Below are 16,135 nucleotides of genomic sequence, written 5' to 3' on the forward strand. Positions count from 1 at the left end.
AACGTTCTGCCCAGCGACGGACGGGAGGGCACGGCGTGGTGGTGACCGAGGAGTTGGCCGACGAACTGCCTGCCGAGGCGGTCGAGGAGGCCAAGGCCAGGGCGGCGACCCTGCTGCTCGCGTTCCGGCACGGGAACCAGCTCGCGTTCGACCACGAGCTGGACCTGCTGTTCGCCGAGCACGCCGGGCGGGAGGTGACCACGCTGCTCGCCTGGATCGCCGCCGAGGCCGTCCGCAAGGCGTACGCCCCCGAGGTCGGTGACCGCGTGCTGCGGGCGATGGCCCGGCGCGCCCCGGCCGACACCGGCGCGGTCGCCGTGGACGAGGAGAGCGCGAGCGCCGCCGGGCTGATCGAGGCGGTGGCGGCCGGCGAGGTGGCCGAGGTGCGCGGCCTGGTCGCCTCGACGGCCGACACCACCTTCCTGCTGGGCGGTCTGCTGCAGGGCGTCGCGATGATGCTGCCGCTGCTGCCGGAGGGCGAACTGGCCGAGATCACCGCCGAGTTGCGCCGCCGGCACGGCGGCGCCGCGCACGTGCCGGAGGCCCGGGCCGGGGTCTGAGCGTCCGGCTCCTGGAAGAGGGTCAGGCGGCCAGCAGGGCTGCGTCGGCGTCGGCGGACTCGGCGAGCGCGGCGGTCAGCGCGGCGATCCGGGCCGAGGCCAGGCCGTCGCCGTACGGGCTCGGGGTGGCCGCGAGCCGGGCCAGGCGCTCGGGGGTGTCGGAGAGCCAGCCGCGGGCCAGCTCGCCCAGTTCCTCGCCGGGCCGCACCAGCGCGGCGAAGCCGGCCGCCACGGCCTCCGGGCGCTCGGTGGAGCGGCGCACCACCAGCAGCGGACGGCCGAGCACGGTGCACTCCTCCTGCACGCCGCCGGAGTCGGAGACCAGCAGCGCCGCGTGGCTCGCCAGGCCCAGGAAGTCCGCGTAGCCGACCGGCCCGGTGACGGCCAGCCGCTCCAGCAGGCGGTCCAGACCGAAGCGCTCGACGGCGGCCCGGGTGCGCGGGTGCATCGGGAACAGCACCGGGGTGCCGGCCCGGGCGATCCGGTCCAGCTCGGCGAGCACCGCGCCGAGCGCCTCGGCGGTGTCGGTGTTCTCCGGGCGGTGCACCGTGGCCAGCACGTACCCGTCCGGGCGCAGCCCGTGTGCGGCGAGCAGCGCCGCCCGGGCGGCCCCGTCCGGCAGCTGACGGCGGACCACCTCGACGACGGTGTTCCCGGTGAGCTCGATCCGGTCCTCGGCCAGGGACTCGGCGCGCAGGTTGGCGACGTTGTCCTCGGTGGCGGCGCAGAGCAGGTCGGAGACGTGGTCGACCATCACCCGGTTGTGCTCCTCGGGCATCGCCCGGTCGAAGCTGCGCAGCCCGGCCTCGACGTGGACCAGCGGGATCTCCCGGGCGTTGGCGGCCAGGGCCCCGGCGAGGGTGGCGTTGGTGTCGCCCTGGACGACCACGGCGGCGGGGCGGTCCTCGGCGAAGACGGCGTCCAGCTGGCCGAGGGACTGGGCGATCTGGCCGGCCCGGGGGCGGCCGCCGACACCGGTGAGCAGCTCGGGCCGGGGGAGGTCCAGGTCCCGCAGGAAGCGGCCGGACATCGCCTCGTCCCAGTGCTGGCCGGTGTGCACCAGCCGGGTGGCGTCGCCGAGCTCGTGGATCAGCGGGGCGAGCTTGACCAGCTCGGGGCGGGTGCCGAGGACGACGGCGACACTGTTCGGGGGCAGGCACAGGCTCATGCGGGAGGCTCCGGTGGGGACGACGGTGGTGGAGAGCGCGGGGGAGGGGGCGGGGGGAGGGGGCGGCTCAGGATTCGAGCGCGGTGGGGGCGCCGAGGGCGACCTTCTCGGCGTTGCGGCGGGTCTTGGCCCAGCCGTTGCGGCCGAGCAGCATCCGGACGGCGGCCCGGGCGGCGACCACGAAGAGGTGGTAGGCGTACAGCCAGACCAGGACGCCCCAGAGCAGCCCGGTCAGCCGGCTGCGGTCGGGGTGGACGACCCGGCGGTAGGCGAGGCCCCAGAACACCATCGGCAGCGTGGCGAGCCCGAAGGCGAGCAGCATCCACGGCCCGTACCGGAGCTGGAAGTCGGCGGTCTCGGCGGGGAAGAGCACCAGCCCGGCGGCGGTGATCCCGAGCGAGAGCGGGAACAGCAGCACCAGCAGCACGCAGACCACGGGCTGCAGGAAGGTGTACATCACCTCGGCCTTGCCGGCCCAGGTGTAGTGCGGGGAGCGCAGCACCCGGCCGGTGTAGCGCAGGCACTGCATGTTGCCCTGGGCCCAGCGGGTGCGCTGGGTGAGGAAGCGGCGCAGCGAGACCAGGCCCTCCTGGGAGACCTGGGTCTCGGTGACGTGGGTGAGCCGCCAGCCGGCCAGGCGCAGGTCCAGTCCGGACTCGTAGTCCTCCAGCAGCGCGCGCTCGGGCCAGGGGCGGCCGGCCCGGCCCTCCTCGGTGGTGAGCGAGTCGAGCGCGCTGAGCCGGACGAACTGGCCGTTGCCGCCGAGGCCGACGCTGCCGGTGCGGCGGCGCAGCAGCTGCATGCCGGCGTTGTTGGCCTGGAACTCGACGTCCTGCATCCGGACGAGGGCGCGGGCGACGGCGTTGGCGGCGCGACCGCGGCCGGGCAGCGGGAGCTCCTCGTCGGCGTTGCGCATCCGGACGCCGATCTGGACGGCGCCGGTGTCGGGGCGGCCGAGCGCCTTGGCGTTGGCGACCCGGCCGAGGGTGCCCGGGTCGAGCTGTCCGTCGGCGTCGACGACGCCGATCACCACGCGGGAGCGGTCGGTGCCCTCGGGCAGCCAAGCGGAGATCTCCCGGTAGGCGGCGTTGAGGGCGGCGCCCTTGCCGATCCGGGCGTGCGGGCGGCGGCGCTGGACGAGGTGGACGCGCGGGTCGCGGGCGGCCGCGGCGAGCACGAGTTCGCGGGTGGCGTCCTCGCTGTCGTCGTCGATCACCCACAGGTGGGCCTCGGGCGCACTGGTCCGCAGGCCGTCCAGGGTCTGGGTGACCACGGCCTCCTCGTCGCGGCAGGGGACCACCAGGTGCCACTGGAAGGCGGCGGGGTCGCCGGGCTCGGCGGGCCGGTCGTGCCGGAAGGCGTGGCGGGAGCCGGCCCAGTACACGAGGAAGCGTCCGAAGACGAGGGCCATGTAGCCGACGAGGGCCAGCGAGATCAGTCCGGCGACCCAGACGACGGCGTCCCGGTGAAGCTCGATCCAGTCGTGCAGGGCGTCGGGCATGGCGCAGTGCTCCTCGTGATCTAAGGCTGGCGGCTCCTGGTGGTTGCGAATCGATGCTTCGTTGCGGCTCAAACTCGCTAAAGCAATAGTAAAGCGATCAAACTGCCCTGTTAAGGCCAAGACCGGACAAAGTGGTCGTCATCACCCTGGCCGCCACCCCGGCCCTCACCCTGTGAGGACGCCCCGCCACCGCTCCGTAGACTGTGGTCGTGAGCGACAAGGCCGACCCGAACCCGTACACCATCCGCCCCGCCGACGGCGGCACCGGAGACGCCCTGCGCGACGTCGAGGTGGAACTCTCCAAGCGCTGGCCGGAGAACAAGCTGGAGCCCTCGCTCGACCGGATCGAGGCGCTGATGGACATCCTGGGCCAGCCCCAGCGGTCCTTCCCGTCCATCCACATCACCGGCACCAACGGCAAGACCTCCACCGCCCGGATGATCGAGCAGCTGCTCAACACCTTCGAGCTGCGCACCGGCCGCTACACCAGCCCGCACGTCGAGTCCGTCACCGAGCGGATCAGCCTCGACGGCGCCCCGATCAGCCCCGAGCGCTTCGTCGAGGTCTACCGCGACATCGAGCCCTACGTGCAGATGGTCGACGCGGCCCAGCCGGTGCCGATGTCCTTCTTCGAGGTGCTGACCGGCATGGCCTACGCCGCCTTCGCCGACGCCCCGGTGGACGTCGCCGTGGTCGAGGTCGGCATGGGCGGCTCCTGGGACGCCACCAACGTCATCGACGCGGCCGTCGCCGTGATCACCCCGATCGGCCTCGACCACACCGACAAGCTCGGCGAGACCACCGGCGAGATCGCCGTCGAGAAGTCCGGGATCATCAAGACCGGCGCCGTCGCCGTCGTCGCCCAGCAGCAGCTGGACGCCGCCCAGGTCATCCTGCGCCGCGCCGTCGAGGTGGACGCCACGGTCGCCCGCGAGGGCATGGAGTTCGGCGTGATCCGCCGCGAACTCGCCGTCGGCGGCCAGCTGGTGACGCTGCGCGGACTCGGCGGCGAGGAGTACGAGGACGTCTTCATCCCGCTGCACGGCGAGTACCAGGCGCACAACGCGGCGCTGGCGCTGGCCGCGGTCGAGGCCTTCTTCGGTGTCGGCGGCGCCCGCGGCGGGCAGCTCGACGTGGAGAAGATCCGTCAGGCCTTCTCCGGCGTGTCCTCGCCGGGCCGCCTGGAGGTCGTCCGCCGCAGCCCCACCATCGTCCTGGACGCCGCGCACAACCCGCACGGCGCCCGCGCCACCGTCGCCGCCCTCACCGAGTCCTTCGGCTTCACCCGGCTCGTCGGCGTGATCGGCACCTCCGGTGACAAGGACGTGGCCGGCGTGCTGGAGGCCTTCGAGCCGATCCTGGCCGAGGTCGTCATCACCCAGAACTCCACCCACCGCGCGATGGACGTCGACGCGCTCGCCGCCCTGGCCGTCGAGGTCTTCGGTGAGGACCGCGTCCAGGTCGAGCCCCGCCTCGACGACGCCATCGCCGCCGCCGTCACCCTCGCCGAGGAGGAGGGCGACCTCGGCGGCGCCGGGGTGCTGGTCACCGGTTCGGTCATCACGGTGGGCGAGGCCCGCCTGCTGCTCGGGAGGAAGTGACATGAGGACGCTCTGCTCCTCGACGCTGATCGGCGAAGCGCTGCTGATCATGTTCGCGGCACTGGTCGCGATGCGGCTCTCCGACGTCTCCACCGGGGAGATCTGGACGGTCAGCGGCATCGCGATGGCCCTGTGCGTCGCGCTCTGCGGCATGATCGACCGCCCCGGCGCGGTGCAGATCGGCTGGGCGCTGCAGATCGGCCTGATCGCCAGCGGCTTCGTCCTGCCGACGATGTTCGGCCTCGGCGTGGTCTTCGCCCTCCTGTGGTGGTGCTCGGTCCACTACGGCCGCAAGGTCGACGCCTTCAAGGCCGCCCGCGCCGCCGCCACCGAGGCGGCCGCCGTACAGGCCTGAGGCCCCGGACCGGCGCACCGACACGCCGTGTACGCAAGGTAACCTCTGCCGTGTCGGGGCCCACTCGTCGACCCGACTGTCCGCCGAACCGAATCCCCAGGAGACGCACCGTGTCCCAGCGCACTCTCGTCCTGCTCAAGCCCGACGCCGTCCGCCGCGGCCTGGCGGGCGAGATCATCAGCCGCATCGAGCGCAAGGCCGGCTGGCAGCTCGCCGCCATGGAACTGCGCACCTTCGACCGGGCGACGCTGGAGCACCACTACGAGGAGCACGTCGGCCGCCCGTTCTACGAGCCGCTGCTGGAGTTCATGACCTCCGGCCCGTCGATCGCGCTGATCGTCGAGGGCGAGGACGTCGTGCCCGGCATCCGCATGCTCGCCGGCGCCACCAACCCGCTGGAGGCCGGCGCCGGCACCATCCGCGGCGACTACGCGACGATCACCCGCGAGAACCTGATCCACGCCTCCGACTCCCCGGAGTCCGCCGAGCGCGAGATCAAGATCTTCTTCCCGGCCCACGCCTGAGCCGGGCCGGGCGACACGCCCGGAGGACTCGGGACTGCCCCGGTCGGGACCATTGGCCCGGCCGGGGCATTCTTATCGTGAAATAGGGAACTGGGGGTCCCGACACGGCGTCCCAATCCGGGGAGAAGCGATCACGCTCCGGACAATGGACGGTATGCCCCACGTCGACGTCCGTACCGCGAGGCGTGACTACGATGGACGCGACCCAAGGGCCCGGTAAGGCAGCTCAGCTGGTCTCCGCCCAAGCGTGGGCGCACGCAGTCGTCCACCCCCCATGAACTCCGAGCCCGGGAAGGCACCCACACCCCATGGCGAGCAACCTGTCGTTCATCGGCCGCGACTTGGCGATCGACCTCGGAACTGCCAACACGCTGGTGTACGTCAGGGGCAAGGGCATCGTCCTGAACGAGCCGTCGGTCGTCGCGGTGAACACCAACACCGGCGGCATCCTCGCCGTCGGCGCCGAGGCCAAGAAGATGATCGGCCGCACCCCGGGCAACATCGTCGCCATCCGCCCCCTCAAGGACGGCGTGATCGCCGACTTCGAGATCACCGAGCGGATGCTGCGGTACTTCATCCTCAAGATCCACCGCCGCCGCTACCTCGCCCGCCCCCGCGTCGTCGTCTGCGTGCCCTCCGGCATCACCGGTGTCGAGCGCCGCGCCGTCATCGAGGCCTCCTCCCAGGCCGGCGCGCGCCAGGTGCACATCATCGAGGAGCCGATGGCCGCCGCCATCGGCGCCGGCCTCCCCGTCCACGAGGCCACCGGCAACATGGTCGTCGACATCGGCGGCGGCACCACCGAGGTCGCGGTCATCTCGCTCGGCGGCATCGTCACCGCCCAGTCCATCCGGGTGGCCGGCGACGAACTCGACAACGCCATCGTCCAGCACATCAAGAAGGAGTACTCGCTCCTGCTCGGCGAGCGCAGCGCCGAACAGATCAAGATGAGCATCGGCAGCGCCTTCGGCCTGGAGGGCGAGAAGGACGAGCACGCCGAGATCCGCGGCCGCGACCTCGTCAGCGGCCTGCCCAAGACCGTGGTCATCTCCGCCGCCGAGGTCCGCGAGGCCATCGACGAGCCGGTCAACGCGATCATCGACGCGGTCAAGACCACTCTCGACCAGTGCCCGCCCGAGCTGGCCGGCGACGTCATGGACCGCGGCATCGTGCTCACCGGCGGCGGCGCCCTGCTGCGCGGCCTCGACGAGCGGCTGCGCCGCGAGACCGGCATGCCGATCCACATCGCCGAGAACCCGCTCGACTCCGTCGCGCTCGGCTCCGGCAAGTGCGTCGAGGAGTTCGAGGCGCTCCAGCAGGTACTCGACGCCCAGCCGCGCCGTTAGCAGCACGTACACATCCGACACTCGACTGAACGGGCGGCCGCCCGGGCCCCACAGCCCCGGGCGGCCGCCAGGTACGAAGGGGCAGTACCAGCACCGTGAGGGACACACGAGAGAGCCGGCTGCTGCTCATCCTGCTGGTGGCCGTCGCCTTCGCGCTGATCACCGTCGACATCAAGGGCGGTGAGGACTCCCCGCTCGGCCCCGCCCGGCACGCCGCCGCCGGCGTCCTCGGCCCGGTCGAGCGCGGCGCCGCCACCGTCGTCGACCCGGTCGCGGACACCGTCCGCGCCTTCCGGGACGCCGCCACCAACAGCGGCCGCACCGACCAGCTCGCCCGCGAGAACACCGAACTGCGGCAGAAGCTCGCCTCCTCCGACATGGCCGCCGGGCGCACCAAGCAGCTGGACGACCTGCTGCGCACCGCCGGCGCCGGCGGATACACCGTCAAGGCCGCCCAGGTCATCGCGATCGGCCCGGCCCAGGGCTTCTCCTGGACCATCACCATCGACGCCGGCAGCGACGACGGCCTCACCCGCGACATGACCGTGATCAACGGTCAGGGCCTGGTCGGCCGGATCACCACCGTCGGCCCGACCACCGCCACCGTGCTGCTCGCCTCCGACCCCGGCTTCTCGGCCGGCACCCGGCTGGAAGCCACCGGCGAGATCGGCTTCGCCTCCGGCGGCGGCGACAGCCCGATGAAGGTCTCCCTGCTCAACGGCAAGGCCCAGGTCAAGGCCGGCGACCGGCTGGTCACCTTCGGCTCGCAGAGCGGCCGCCCGTTCGTGCCCGGCGTCCCGGTCGGCAAGGTCATCGAGGTCCAGGCCAACGCCGGCCAGCTCACCAAGACCGTCCTGGTCGAGCCGTTCGTCCAGTTCACCCGGCTGGACCTGGTCGGCGTGGTCGTCGTGCCGCCGCGCGCCGACCCGCGCGACGCCGTCCTGCCGCCGGCCCCCGCAGCGCCCGCTCCGGGCCAGGCCCCGGCCACCGCGCCCGTCGCCCCGCCCGCCAAGCCCAATGGGGGGAACTGAGCCATGCGCCTCGCCCGCATCCCCGTCTCCGCCGGCCTGATCCTGTTCGGCCTGATCCTCCAGGTCAGCGTCTTCGGCCGGCTCCAGCTCCCGGGAGCGACCCCGGACATACTGCTGCTCGTCGTGGTCGGCCTGGCCATGGTCTACGGGCCCACCGGCGGCTGCCTGGTCGGCTTCGCGGCCGGCCTGCTGGCCGACCTCGCGCCGCCCTCCGACCACGCGATCGGCCGCTACGCGCTGGTGCTCTGCCTGATGGGCTACGCCGCCGGGCTGCTGCGCCCCGACCACGGCCGGCAGCGCTCGGTCTCCAGCGCGCTGCTGGTGGTGGGCGCGGCGGCGGTCGCCTCCACGCTGCTCTACGCGATGGTCGGCGCCCTGGTGGGCGACACCGCCGCCCGGCACGTCGGCCTCGGCGGACTGGTGATCAGCGCCCTGCTGTACGACCTGCTGCTGGCGCCCTTCGTGGTGCCGCTGGTGATGATGCTCGGCCGCCGCTTCGGCCGCGACCCGGTGGCCGCGGCCGACGACGACGAGAACGGCCCGGGTCTGGGCCTGGGCTCGCTGGCCCGCTACCGCACCACCCGTGAGGTCTCGTCCGGCCCGAGCTACAAGAAGCGGCGCGTACCCGGCTTCGTCCGCCGCCCGTAACCCGTCCGGCCCCGACCTCCCGACCTCCCCGCACCCTGGAGCGCACGAGACGTGAGCAACATCCCCGAGACCGGCCGCACCCGGCGGGTGACGATCCGGCTGGTGGTGCTGCAGATCCTGGTGCTGTCGCTGCTCGCCACCCTCGGCGGGCGGCTGTGGTACCTGCAGATCCGCAACGCCAAGGAGTACACGGCCAAGGCGACCGGCAACCACATCCGCGAGGTGGTCGAGCCGGCCGTCCGCGGCGAGATCCTGGACGCCTCCGGGCGGCTGCTGGCCGGCAACGAGACCCGACTGGTGGTCTCCGTCAGCCGTACCTCGCTGCTGCAGCAGAAGGACGGCGGCAAGGCGGTGCTGTCCCGGCTGGCCGAAGTGCTCGGGATGCCCGCCAAGGACGTCCAGGAGAAGGTCCGGCTCTGCGACGCCAAGACCCCGCAGCCCTGCTGGAACGGCTCGCCCTACCAGCCGATCCCGGTCACCAAGGAGGCGACCACCCAGCAGGCGATGCAGATAATGGAGCGCCGCGAGGACTTCCCCGGGATCACCGCGCAGCCCACCGCCGTGCGCCGCTACACCGGCGTCGAGGGCGCCAACCTGGCCCAGGTGCTCGGCTACCTCTCGCCGGTCACCGACGAGGAGGTCAGCAAGACCGCCGACAAGACCGGCCTGGACCGCTACCTGCCGGCCGACCAGATCGGCCGGGCCGGCCTGGAGTCGGTGTACGACCGCGACCTGCGCGGCACCGCCGGCATCACCAAGCTGGAGGTGGACAACCTCGGCCGGGTGATCGGCACCGCCGGCACCGTCGCCCCGAAGACCGGCGACAACCTGGTCACCAGCATCGACGCCCGGGTGCAGAAGGTCGTCGAGGACAACCTGGCGCAGGCCATGAAGGACGCCCGGAACACCTTCGACAAGGTCACCAACCGCAACTACGAGGCCGACTCCGGCGCCGCCGTGGTCATGGACGTGCACACCGGGCGGATCATCGCCATGGCGAGCGCGCCGACCTACGACCCGAACCTCTGGGTGGGCGGCATCAGCGGCAAGGACTACCAGGCGCTGACCAGCAAGGAATCCAACTTCCCGCTGCTGAACCGGGCCATACAGGGTCAGTCCGCCCCCGGCTCGACCTTCAAGGTCATCTCCACCACCGCCGCCGTGCAGGCCGGCTACCCGCTGGACGGCACCTACCCGTGCCCGAAGAGCATGACCATCGGCGGTCGCGAGTTCAAGAACTTCGAGAGCGAGAGCTTCGGCTCCATCACGCTGGAGAAGGCGCTGGAGGTCTCCTGCGACACCGTCTTCTACGGCCTGGCGAACGACCAGTGGCTGAAGGACGGCGGCATCAAGCCGAAGAAGGACCCGGGCGACTGGTTCTTCAAGACCGCCCACGAGTTCGGCCTCGGCGCCAAGACCGGCATCGACCTGCCGGCCGAGGTGCCCGGCCGGGTGCCCGACCGGCAGTGGAAGCAGTCCTTCTACGACAACAACAAGGACGCCTGGTGCGCCCAGGCCAAGAAGGGCGGCAACAGCTTCTCCGACCAGATCGCCCGGGAGAACTGCGTCGACGGCTACCAGATGCGCGCCGGTGACGCCGTCAACTTCGCGATCGGCCAGGGCGACACCCTGGTCACCCCGGTCCAGATGGCCCGGATCTACTCGGCGCTGGCCAACGGCGGCACCTTCTACCGCCCGACCATCGCCAAGGCGGTGATAAGCCCGGGCGGGGACCTCGTCCGCGAGATCGCCCCGCAGGCGGACGCCAAGTTCCCCGGCGACCAGAAGCTGCTGAGCTACATCGACCAGGCCACCGCGGGCGTCATCACCAGCGGCACCGCCGCCTGGAAGTTCGCCGGGGCCGGCTGGCCGCAGGACAAGATCCAGCTGCACGCCAAGACCGGCACCGCCGAGGTCGAGGGCAAGCAGACCACCTCCTGGCTGACCACGTACAGCAAGGACTACGCGGTCGTCATGACGATAAGCCAGGGTGGCACCGGCTCCGGTGGTTCCGGTGACGCCGTCCGCCGGATCTACCAGGCGCTGTACGGCGTGGACGACAAGGGCAACGTCGACAACGCCAAGGCGCTGCTGCCGGCCCCGCAGACCGAGCTGCCGAAGTTCAACCCGGACGGCACCGCGATCATCAAGCCGGCCGCGTACGCGGCCGACCGGGCGCCGGGCGCCCCGGCTCCGGCCCCCGCCCCGGTGCCCGCGCTGCTGGACGCGGCGCAGGCTCCGGCCCCGGCGGCGGCCTTCCTGGACCAGGCGCCGCCGACCGACCCCGCGGTCTCGTACACCGCGGCCGACGCCGCGCTGGAACCCGGCCGCGGCCCGGGAAGGGGACGGGCATGACCTCCTACGGCTCCTACCGGCAGCTGCGGCTCGCCCCGCAGCGCAACGGGGTCCCCAAGGCCCTCGCCAAGGACTCCCCGCTGTGGCGGCTGGACTGGATACTGCTACTGGCCGCGCTGGCCCTCTCGGCCGGCAGCTCGCTGCTGGTCTGGTCGGCCACCCGCGGGCGCGACTCGCTCACCCACGGGGACCCGCAGTACTTCCTGTACCGGCACCTGACCAACTTCGTGGTCGGGCTGGTCCTGTGCGCCGTGGTGATAGCGATAGGGAGCCGCCGCTTCCGCACGATCGTGCCGTTCCTGTACGTCGGCGTGATCCTGATGCTGCTGGCGACGCTCAGTCCACTGGGCTCGACCATCAACGGCGCGCACTCGTGGATCCAGCTCGGCGGCGGCTTCTCGATCCAGCCCGCCGAGTTCGCGAAGCTCGGGATCGTGCTGGCGATGGCGGTCGTGCTGTCGGACCAGGTGGACGCGGGGGAGCGGGAGTTCCCCTCGAACCGGGCGGTGTTCCGCGGCCTGGTCTGGGCCGCCCTGCCGATGGGCATAGTGCTGCTGATGCCGGACGCCGGCTCGGTGATGGTCATGGCCGCGATCGTGCTCGGCATCCTGCTCGGCTCGGGCGCGGCGAACCGCTGGGTCCTCGGCCTGCTGGTGGCCGGCGGCGCCGGGTGCGTGGCGATCTGGAAGTTCGGGCTGCTGAGCAAGTACCAGATCGACCGCTTCGCCGCCTTCGCCAACCCGCAGCTGGACCCGAACGGCGTCGGCTACAACACCGCGCAGGCCCGGATCGCGATCGGCTCGGGCGGACTCACCGGCAAGGGGCTGTTCCACGGGACGCAGACCACCGGGCAGTTCGTGCCGGAGCAGCAGACCGACTTCGTGTTCACCGTCGCCGGTGAGGAGCTGGGCTTCGTCGGCGCGCTGGCGATCATCGCGCTGGTCGGCGTGATCCTCTGGCGGGCCTGCCGGATCGCCCGCCAGGCGACCGACCTGTACGGGACGATCGTGGCGGCCGGGATCATCGCCTGGCTGTCCTTCCAGGCCTTCGAGAACATAGGGATGTGCCTGGGCATCATGCCCGTCGCGGGCATCCCGCTGCCGTTCGTCTCGTACGGAGGGTCCTCGATGTTCGCGAACTGGATGGCGGTCGGACTGCTCCAGGCGGTCCGGAGCCAGCGGCCGATAGCGGCCTGAGCGGCTGCGCGCAGGGGCCGGTCCGGGGAAACCCGGGCCGGCCCCTGCGCTGTGCACAATGTCCTTGTGGGCTGGCGGAGTTGACTGGACGTCAGGAATCCTTTCAGGGGTGCAGCAGGCAGTCGGCGGCGGTCAGGACGGCGCGGGTCTGGTGGGCCAGCTGCTCCTGCACCGGGACCCAGCGGGCGCCGAAGCGGTGGCGCAGCCGGTCCAGGCTGTCGGCGACGACGGCCCGGGCGCGCTCGCGGGCGGCCTCCGCGCCCGGCCCGCGGGCGTCCGCGAGCAGCCGCAGCAGGATCGACGCGACCCGCAGCGGCAGCCGGGCCGCGACCAGGCCGGCGGTGGTCACCCGGGAGGCGGAGAGCGGCTGGGCGCCCCAGCGGTCCAGCCACTCCGCGGCCACCCGCGGGGCCACCGCCAGGTTGAACTCCGCGGTGCGCACCAACGGGCCGTACGCCTCGTGGCCGTGCGCGGGGACGCGGGCGAGCAGGGCGGTGAGCTCCTCGGCGCGCGCGGTCAGCTCGTGGGCGGCCACGGCGAGGGCCCGCGGCCCGGCCGGGTGGGACCGGGCGTCGCCGACCGCGTCCACCGCCCACATCGGGACCTCCAGCACGGCGGTGACCGCGCCGTGGCGGGCGGCGTAGGACCAGGTGGACAGCTCCGGCTCGTCCGGCAGCGCACGGGAGGCCTCGGAGCTGCCGGGCGCCGGCATCAGATAGGTGCCGGGGGAGGGGCTGGCCCAGCCGATCGCGTCGTAGGAGTCCACGTCGAGCGGCAGGCCGGCCCGGTCGGCGGAGCGGGCGAAGCGCTCGGCCAGGCCCGGCACCGGGCCGGTGAGCTGCACGAAGGCGCCGCCGAAGTCCACCCCGTGCAGCGAGCACTGCAGGAACGGGCGCAGCTCGTCGATCAGACCGGTCAGCGCCAGGCTCTCCGGCATCGGCGGGCGGCCCGAGCCGGGGGCGGGCAGCAGCTCCGGCTGCTCCTCGAAGGCGGGGCGGAAGAAGTGCTCGTAGTGGCGGCGCATGGTGAGCGGGCCGTCCAGCCAGCCGGCGTTGAGCGCGGCGCCGTCCGGGTCCAGGCAGAGCAGCAGGTGCCAGGACAGGCCGGGGCTGGCCGGGCGCTCCAGCAGCAGCTCGGCCAGCCGGACCGCCCCGGCGGTGCCGATCGGCTCGTTGGGGTGCGGGCCGCCGACCACGAGCACCGCGCGCGGCCCGCGGTCGACCGAGAGCAGCAGCAGCGGGCGCCCGGCCCGGGAACGGCCCACCTCGCGCAACCGGCAGCGGTCCGGGTGGCGCAGGGCGAGCCGCCGGGCGGCGGCCTCGGCCTGCGCCTGCGTGGGGTAGCGGGCCGGCCGGGTGTCGAGGGTCCGGAGGGGGCGGATCCGCCGACCGGTGTCGGTCATGGTTCTCCTTGCGCCGGTCGTACGGCTCGTACGGCCGCCGGGGCGCGGGCGAGCGGGTGCGCCGCCGGACACGGAGTGCGGGCGGGAGGCGGGGCACCGCGGGCCGGGGGCGGCGGCCGGGCGGACACGGGACGGGCCTGGTGAGGGTGGACGGGGCCGTGCGTGCGGGGGAGGGAGAGGGTCGCGCCGGGGGAACTCCGGCGAGGGCCCGAGCGTACGACCCAACTTCCTTGTCCGGAAGGGGTACCGGTGCCTTTGGCGGAGCCCTGTCAGTACCGCACGGGCCGTCCGGGCGTGTCAACGGCGGACGGCCCCGGGCGGCGGGCGCGCACTGCGCGTGCCGGGGCGGGCACCGGACGGCCGGGTCGCGCCGGAGCGCGGAGGGCCCGTACTCCGGGGCAGACGGTCCGATCCCCGGATTGGGCTACCCTTGAGGGTCACCCCTCCCGTGCCGGCTCGCGGCACCGAATCACGTCGTAAGGGTTCCTAGTACATGACTGTCGAATCGGTCTTCCCACGCCTGGAGGCCCTCCTCCCGCACGTCCAGAAGCCGATCCAGTACGTCGGCGGCGAGCTCAACTCGACCGTCAAGGACTGGGACGCCTGCGACGTCCGCTGGGCGCTGATGTACCCCGACGCCTACGAGGTCGGGCTGCCCAACCAGGGCGTCATGATCCTCTACGAGGTGCTGAACGAGCGCGAGGGCGTGCTCGCCGAGCGCACCTACAGCGTCTGGCCGGACCTCGAGGCGCTGATGCGCGAGCACGGCGTCCCGCAGTTCACCGTCGACGCCCACCGCCCGGTGAAGGCCTTCGACGTGTTCGGCCTGTCGTTCTCCACCGAGCTCGGCTACACCAACATGCTGACCGCGCTCGACCTGGCCGGTATCCCGCTGGAGTCCAAGGACCGCACCGACGAGGACCCGATCGTCCTGGCCGGCGGCCACGCGGCCTTCAACCCGGAGCCGATCGCGGACTTCCTGGACGCGGCGGTGGTCGGCGACGGCGAGCAGGCCGTCCTCGACATGACCGAGATCATCCGCGCCTGGAAGGCCGAGGGCCGCCCGGGCGGGCGCGACGAGGTGCTGCTGCGCCTGGCCCGTACCGGCGGGTTCTACGTGCCGAAGTTCTACGACGTGGAGTACCTGGCCGACGGCCGGATCGGCCGCGTCGTGCCGAACGCCCCGGGCGTGCCGTGGCGGGTGTCCAAGCACACCGTGATGGACCTGGACGAGTGGCCGTACCCCAAGCAGCCGCTCGTCCCCCTCGCGGAGACGGTGCACGAGCGGATGTCCGTGGAGATCTTCCGCGGCTGCACCCGCGGCTGCCGCTTCTGCCAGGCCGGCATGATCACGCGCCCCGTGCGGGAGCGAAGCATCACCGGCATCGGCGAGATGGTCGAGCGCGGGCTGAAGGCGACCGGCTTCGAGGAGGTCGGCCTGCTGTCGCTGTCCAGCGCCGACCACACCGAGATCGGTGAGATCGCCAAGGGCCTGGCGGACCGCTACACCGACGACAAGATCGGCCTGTCGCTGCCGTCCACCCGCGTCGACGCCTTCAACATCGACCTCGCCAACGAGCTGTCCCGCAACGGGCGCCGCTCGGGCCTCACCTTCGCCCCCGAGGGCGGCAGCGAGCGCATGCGCAAGGTGATCAACAAGATGGTGTCGGAGGAGGACCTGATCCGCACCGTCGCCACCGCCTACGGCAACGGCTGGCGCCAGGTGAAGCTGTACTTCATGTGCGGCCTGCCCACCGAGACCGACGAGGACGTGCTCCAGATCGGCGAGATGGCGAAGAACGTCATCCAGAAGGGCCGCGAGGTCACCGGCCAGAACGACATCCGCTGCACCGTCTCCATCGGCGGGTTCGTGCCCAAGCCGCACACCCCGTTCCAGTGGGCCCCGCAGCTGTCCGCCGATGCCACCGACGCCCGCCTGGCCAAGCTGCGCGACTCCATCCGCGGCGACCGCAAGTACGGGAAGAACATCGGCTACCGCTACCACGACGGCAAGCCGGGCATCATCGAGGGCCTGCTCTCCCGCGGTGACCGCCGCGTCGGCGCGGTCATCCGCGCGGTCTACGAGGACGGCGGCCGCTTCGACGGCTGGCGCGAGTACTTCTCCTACGACCGCTGGATGGCCTGCGCCGAGAAGGGCCTGGCCGGCACCGGCGTCGACGTCGACTGGTACACCACCCGCGAGCGCGGCTACGAGGAGGTGCTGCCCTGGGACCACCTGGACAGCGGCCTCGACAAGGACTGGCTGTGGGAGGACTGGCAGGACGCGCTGGAGGAGGTCGAGGTCGACGACTGCCGCTGGACGCCGTGCTTCGACTGCGGCGTGTGCCCGCAGATGGACACCCACATCCAGATCGGCCCCACCGGCAAGAAGCTGCTGCCGCTGTCGGTCGTCAACAAGTAGCCGTCCGTCGTCGGCGGACGCCGACG

The 16,135-nt window shown here is 72.6% G+C and carries 13 protein-coding genes; 10 read left to right on the forward strand and 3 right to left on the reverse strand.

All coding sequences use genetic code 11. From position 1 onward, the window contains the following. Nucleotides 1-35 precede the first annotated feature (35 nt). Nucleotides 36-560 carry a hypothetical protein gene (locus ACIRD3_RS14745; RefSeq protein WP_402215691.1) on the forward strand — a complete coding sequence of 175 codons (525 nt, stop codon included), beginning with the start codon at nucleotides 36-38 and terminating at the stop codon, nucleotides 558-560. A gap of 22 nt (nucleotides 561-582) precedes the next feature. Here the strand turns inward: ACIRD3_RS14745 and wecB are convergent, their stop codons facing one another. Both wecB and ACIRD3_RS14755 read right to left on the reverse strand, forming a co-directional pair. Beyond that, nucleotides 583-1,728 (reverse strand): non-hydrolyzing UDP-N-acetylglucosamine 2-epimerase, encoded by a 1,146-nt coding sequence (gene wecB, locus ACIRD3_RS14750; protein WP_402215694.1) that lies wholly within the window; start codon nucleotides 1,726-1,728, stop codon nucleotides 583-585. Nucleotides 1,729-1,795: 67 nt separating this feature from the next. Next, nucleotides 1,796-3,229, reverse strand: coding sequence for a glycosyltransferase family 2 protein (locus ACIRD3_RS14755; protein ID WP_402215696.1), 1,434 nt, complete (start codon nucleotides 3,227-3,229; stop codon nucleotides 1,796-1,798). Nucleotides 3,230-3,438: 209 nt separating this feature from the next. Between ACIRD3_RS14755 and ACIRD3_RS14760 the strand changes: the two genes are divergently transcribed. From ACIRD3_RS14760 to rodA, 8 genes are all read left to right on the forward strand, one after another. Next, nucleotides 3,439-4,830, forward strand: a complete 1,392-nt coding sequence (locus ACIRD3_RS14760) for a bifunctional folylpolyglutamate synthase/dihydrofolate synthase (protein ID WP_402215699.1) — start codon at nucleotides 3,439-3,441, stop codon at nucleotides 4,828-4,830. Nucleotide 4,831: 1 nt separating this feature from the next. After that, on the forward strand, nucleotides 4,832-5,185 hold the full coding sequence (locus tag ACIRD3_RS14765) for a DUF4233 domain-containing protein (RefSeq protein WP_402215701.1): 354 nt from the start codon (nucleotides 4,832-4,834) through the stop codon (nucleotides 5,183-5,185). A gap of 110 nt (nucleotides 5,186-5,295) precedes the next feature. After that, the gene (gene ndk / locus ACIRD3_RS14770) at nucleotides 5,296-5,709 is read left to right on the forward strand and encodes a nucleoside-diphosphate kinase (protein ID WP_402215704.1); all 414 of its coding nucleotides are present in this window, start codon (nucleotides 5,296-5,298) and stop codon (nucleotides 5,707-5,709) included. Between the two features lie 320 nt (nucleotides 5,710-6,029). Continuing rightward, nucleotides 6,030-7,055 (forward strand): rod shape-determining protein, encoded by a 1,026-nt coding sequence (locus ACIRD3_RS14775; RefSeq protein WP_030233797.1) that lies wholly within the window; start codon nucleotides 6,030-6,032, stop codon nucleotides 7,053-7,055. Between the two features lie 95 nt (nucleotides 7,056-7,150). Next, on the forward strand, nucleotides 7,151-8,086 hold the full coding sequence (mreC, locus tag ACIRD3_RS14780) for a rod shape-determining protein MreC (protein ID WP_402215707.1): 936 nt from the start codon (nucleotides 7,151-7,153) through the stop codon (nucleotides 8,084-8,086). A gap of 3 nt (nucleotides 8,087-8,089) precedes the next feature. Continuing rightward, complete coding sequence (mreD, locus tag ACIRD3_RS14785) at nucleotides 8,090-8,734, forward strand: rod shape-determining protein MreD (RefSeq protein WP_402215708.1); 645 nt, start codon at nucleotides 8,090-8,092, stop codon at nucleotides 8,732-8,734. A gap of 51 nt (nucleotides 8,735-8,785) precedes the next feature. Then, nucleotides 8,786-11,089: a penicillin-binding protein 2 gene (gene mrdA / locus ACIRD3_RS14790; protein ID WP_402215711.1), complete on the forward strand. Its 2,304-nt coding sequence runs from the start codon at nucleotides 8,786-8,788 to the stop codon at nucleotides 11,087-11,089. Then, nucleotides 11,086-12,285, forward strand: a complete 1,200-nt coding sequence (gene rodA / locus ACIRD3_RS14795; protein ID WP_402215714.1) for a rod shape-determining protein RodA — start codon at nucleotides 11,086-11,088, stop codon at nucleotides 12,283-12,285. The genes mrdA and rodA overlap by 4 nt, the downstream gene beginning before the upstream one ends. Nucleotides 12,286-12,388: 103 nt before the next feature. On the opposite strand, the gene ACIRD3_RS14800 is transcribed toward rodA, so the two are convergent. Beyond that, the gene (locus tag ACIRD3_RS14800; RefSeq protein ID WP_402215717.1) at nucleotides 12,389-13,687 is read right to left on the reverse strand and encodes a M14 family zinc carboxypeptidase; all 1,299 of its coding nucleotides are present in this window, start codon (nucleotides 13,685-13,687) and stop codon (nucleotides 12,389-12,391) included. Nucleotides 13,688-14,180: 493 nt separating this feature from the next. On the opposite strand from ACIRD3_RS14800, the gene ACIRD3_RS14805 reads away from it, so the two are divergent. Then, nucleotides 14,181-16,109 (forward strand): TIGR03960 family B12-binding radical SAM protein, encoded by a 1,929-nt coding sequence (locus ACIRD3_RS14805; RefSeq protein ID WP_402215719.1) that lies wholly within the window; start codon nucleotides 14,181-14,183, stop codon nucleotides 16,107-16,109. Nucleotides 16,110-16,135: the final 26 nt, after the last annotated feature.

Origin of the sequence: Kitasatospora sp. NPDC093550 (genome assembly GCF_044764985.1) — a bacterium.
In the GTDB taxonomy this organism is placed as follows: domain Bacteria; phylum Actinomycetota; class Actinomycetes; order Streptomycetales; family Streptomycetaceae; genus Kitasatospora.